Source organism: Paraburkholderia sp. EG304 (genome assembly GCF_046543485.1).
Taxonomy (GTDB): domain Bacteria; phylum Pseudomonadota; class Gammaproteobacteria; order Burkholderiales; family Burkholderiaceae; genus Paraburkholderia; species Paraburkholderia youngii.
Genome location: NZ_JBKGUA010000155.1, coordinates 1 through 3,667 on the forward strand (window position 1 = coordinate 1; position 3,667 = coordinate 3,667).

At 57.1% G+C, this 3,667-nt stretch carries 1 protein-coding gene and 2 pseudogenes; all 3 read right to left on the minus strand.

Annotation, left to right across the window (positions count from 1 at the left end):
* Positions 1-512 precede the first annotated feature (512 nt).
* Positions 513-1,535, minus strand: a pseudogene (locus ACLFKU_RS42695) (IS3 family transposase).
* A 360-nt stretch (positions 1,536-1,895) separates the two neighbouring features.
* Positions 1,896-2,058: pseudogene (locus ACLFKU_RS42700) on the minus strand (IS21 family transposase); the annotation flags it as partial.
* 54 nt (positions 2,059-2,112) lie between these two features.
* Positions 2,113-2,835, minus strand: coding sequence for an IS6 family transposase (locus ACLFKU_RS42705; protein WP_410853254.1), 723 nt, complete (start codon positions 2,833-2,835; stop codon positions 2,113-2,115).
* Between the last annotated feature and the right edge of the window lie 832 nt (positions 2,836-3,667).

Below are 3,667 nucleotides of genomic sequence, written 5' to 3' on the forward strand. Positions count from 1 at the left end.
ACTGGCGCTCACCATGTGTCGTCCGTCGGTAGGCAAGGGTCTCGGGCGAAAGCCAGAAAGGGGGGGTATCGACGAAATTGACAATCTTATCCGAGTACTGGTAACGAACTGTGAGAGCCCGCTGAAAGTCTGAGGGGGTAAGAGCAAAGGGGGGGGGCATGGTTCCGTTCCCCTGGTTGTCAGCAGCCGATAGCAACGTGCAGTAGGAAACTAGAAGCAGAAAGATGGTGACAATTTTGTTGCATGAATGTTTGGCCTTGAGTATGTAGGTTACGTCGTCGGCTTACCTTGCTGCAATTTTTATGCCATCAGTGAATGCGAGTGGGTATGATCAGTGTCCGCTGATCGCAAGCGAGGCGACCGGTGAGGTTCTGTCGCGATAACGGGAAGTAGAGTGGCCGGTCTTGGAAACTGCAAGTCGGCAGATGAATAAGCCAGCGAAGACGCCGCGACAGGTGGCCTCGTTCGTTCAGACAGGATCCGCGAGTTTTTAAGTGGAATCGCTGAGGCAATCAGGCTGCCGATTTTATCGCTGGCAGCGTGGCGAAGTATGCTTCATCCAGTGTCTGGTCGGCCAGCCTGGCATCAGGCCGGTTCTGGTTATACCCGTTCAGGTAATCGCCCGATTGAGCTGCGGGCGTGGCTGACCGAGTCATAGGCTTTCAGATAGACCTCTTCATATTTGACGCTGCGCCACACCCGTTCGACGAACACGTTGTCACGCCAGGCGCCCTTTCCATCCATGGACAGAGGAACGTTCCGGCTAAGCACCGCGTCGGTAAATCGGTTGCGGTGAACGGGGCTGCCTTGATCCGTGTTGACGATCTCAGGCAGCCCGTATTTCGCAAACGCTTCCTCCAGCGCCTCGACAGCGTGGCAGCTCTCCAGCGTGATCGCCACCCGGTATGCCAGCACCCGACGACTCGCCCAGTCCACGACGGCCGTCAGATAGACGAAGCCGCGCGCCATCGGGATATAGCTCGTATCGAGTGCCCAGACCTGATTGGCCCGGTCGATCTTCCGGTTGCGTAGCAGGTATGGCCAGATCCGGTGGGCTGCATGCTTGCGGCTCGTGTTCGGCTTGCGATACAACGCCTCGACGCCCATGCGCTTCATCAAGGTGCCGGCGTGCCTGCGCCCGACCTTGCTGCCTTCGCGACGCAGCACCCCACGCGATTGGTAATAGGCGCTCGCCCGGCTGATGCCTACCAGCCGCCACGATCAATCATCGCCTTACGCCCAGCAATCCCGACCTTGCTGAGCGCGCTTTCTAAAAAATCATTCTCCAGCGTCAACTGCCCGATCTTCGCGTGCAGTACCTTCACGTCGACTGGCGGTGCCGCTGGCGCCGAGTTGCCCGCTTCGAACACATCGGCAACCCGCTCCTGCAGTTGCTTCTTCCAGTCCGTGATCTGATTCGGATGGACATCAAACTGCTGGGCCAGCTCTGCCAGCGTCTTGTCGCCCTTGAGCGCCGCGAGTGCCACCTTTGCCTTGAACGCTGCTGAGTGTGTCCGTCGGTTTCGTTTCGTCATCTTCTGGTTCCTTGTTGCCGCCCATTATGACCGACTCACGCCCCTGCTTTTGCACTCAACGAACTGTCCGAATTCTCGGCGCCACCTCTGTTTGTCCGAAACCCAACATTTCCTACAACCGTCGGCCCGATTGGCGGAAATGCGTCACTGCACACGGAGATGGCCAGCCCCCGTTGACTGAGTCGTGCTCGTATGCAGCGCCAGCGACCTTGAGCCGTACGTCTACCTCGTGCACAGGCTCACTGAATGGCCACCGCGCAACCTGCTGCGATTTGTCCGAACGCGTACCGCTCCGCATCTCAAAACTCGCACGATCGCGGGCATTGAATTCGACTGCGGCCCAACGGAGTAGTTGTCATTCGCATGAAGCTTCCCTGCCAGTACGGCCCCACCCCGTGCAGGCCCGCGAGCTCAAGCAGGCTGACATCGTCTTGCATGCGTCGCGTTGTGACATGCGGGCATCGAGTTGCTCCCAGGTTCTGCGGTAAGCCTAACGCGGGAACAGTGCGTCACGAATCGCGAGGGTTCTGTCGCGATAACGATGGCAGATCAAATGAGTGAATGTACATAGGATTGCTTACATAGCCAGCAGGTAGAACTGCCCGGCAACCGTTCGGGCGACGCGATCGTCTTGCATCTGTCCCTTGCGGATCATATGCATCACTTCGATGCCAGACAGAATGATGCGGGCACAGCGAAAGTCCTTGAATCCCATCATCGGTTTGATGATGCGTTTGATCGGTCGGTGGTCCTGCTCGATGATGTTGTTCAGATACTTGTTCTGGCGGATCTTGATCGGCGTGTCGCGCCCGGCGTTGAGAGCCTCGAGCGCAGCCAGATTCGCACCGCTCTTGTCCACGGTAATCGTCTCGGGCTCGCCGTTCTGGTCAGTCGCCTTCTCAAAGTAGCGGCGCACAGCGGCCTTGTCTCGATGGGCACGCAGCAGGAAATCGACTGTGTTGCCCTGCTTGTCGACAGCGCGGTACAAATACTTCCATTGGCCTCTGACCTTGACGTACGTCTCGTCCATCCTCCAGCTCTTGCCCACCGGGCGCTTGTGGCGGCGAAACGCCTTCTCAAACAGCGGTACGAGCTTGATAACCCAGCGGTGCACGCTCGAATGGTCGACCTCGATGCCTCGCTCTGCCATCATCTCCTCGAGATTTCGCAGGCTCAACGAGTAAGCCACATACCAGCGTACGCACAGCAGGATCACGTCCAACGGATAGTGCAGTCGCTTGAGACCTTCGCCGATGCCCGGAGGCAACGTCGCGCGTGGTGTCTTCTTCGTCTGGCCCATGCTGTTCGTCACTCAGGATCGAACGCAAATTTTAACCCGGCACCTTGGCGCGACAGAACCCCGATTATATCGCACAGACGACCGGCTCACGACCTCGGCAATTGGGAGCTTCCCGGGAACCGTTGTAAGCGGCTTAGCGAAACCTGCGAGCGGTTATTCGCTTCAACTTAATACTAATTCCGCCGATAATCCAGCCTATTGCGCACAGAATGGATTTCATTCGGATTGTCGAGTGTGGCAGCAATCCGTTTATTCACCTGACCTTCCGAATTCGGAGCCTGGGCCTCAAGGTCAAGTTCCCGTGGGGCCGCAAATATTTATTCAAGATTGGATATTGCTGAAAAATAAAGACGATTTAGCTAAGCTGAAAATGGCTAAACCTAGTCCATGCCACGCCGGCTGGACAGAAAGTCCAAACGAGGGGTGCTACAAAAACAGTCCCGCTCTTGCGGCACCAGACATTCCCGTATGTTGTTGCAGACGCAACTATAGATCTTTTACGCACACGCACTTGCCGAACGCGTTCCACAGGTTGACGAGGTTGGCGATGACGACACCCTCGTTTTCCGGCTCCGTCGCGCTAAGGAGTTACTGTAAAAGCAGGGCATGAAGAATTCGCCCGAAGAGCCAGTGGAGAAGGAACGAATTTTGCGAAAGACGTTGGCGGCTGGCGTTGCGAAGGTTCTGAAGGCCTGACCCGCCTATGTGAGTAGCCCGCGGGAATCGCACCCGCAGGCCCTCTCAGAACCGGACGTGAATCTCTCAATTCATCCGGCTCCTATTGCCCACCGTTCTGCGCCAGAATCCAGTGAGCAAACAGACCCGGCCGCTG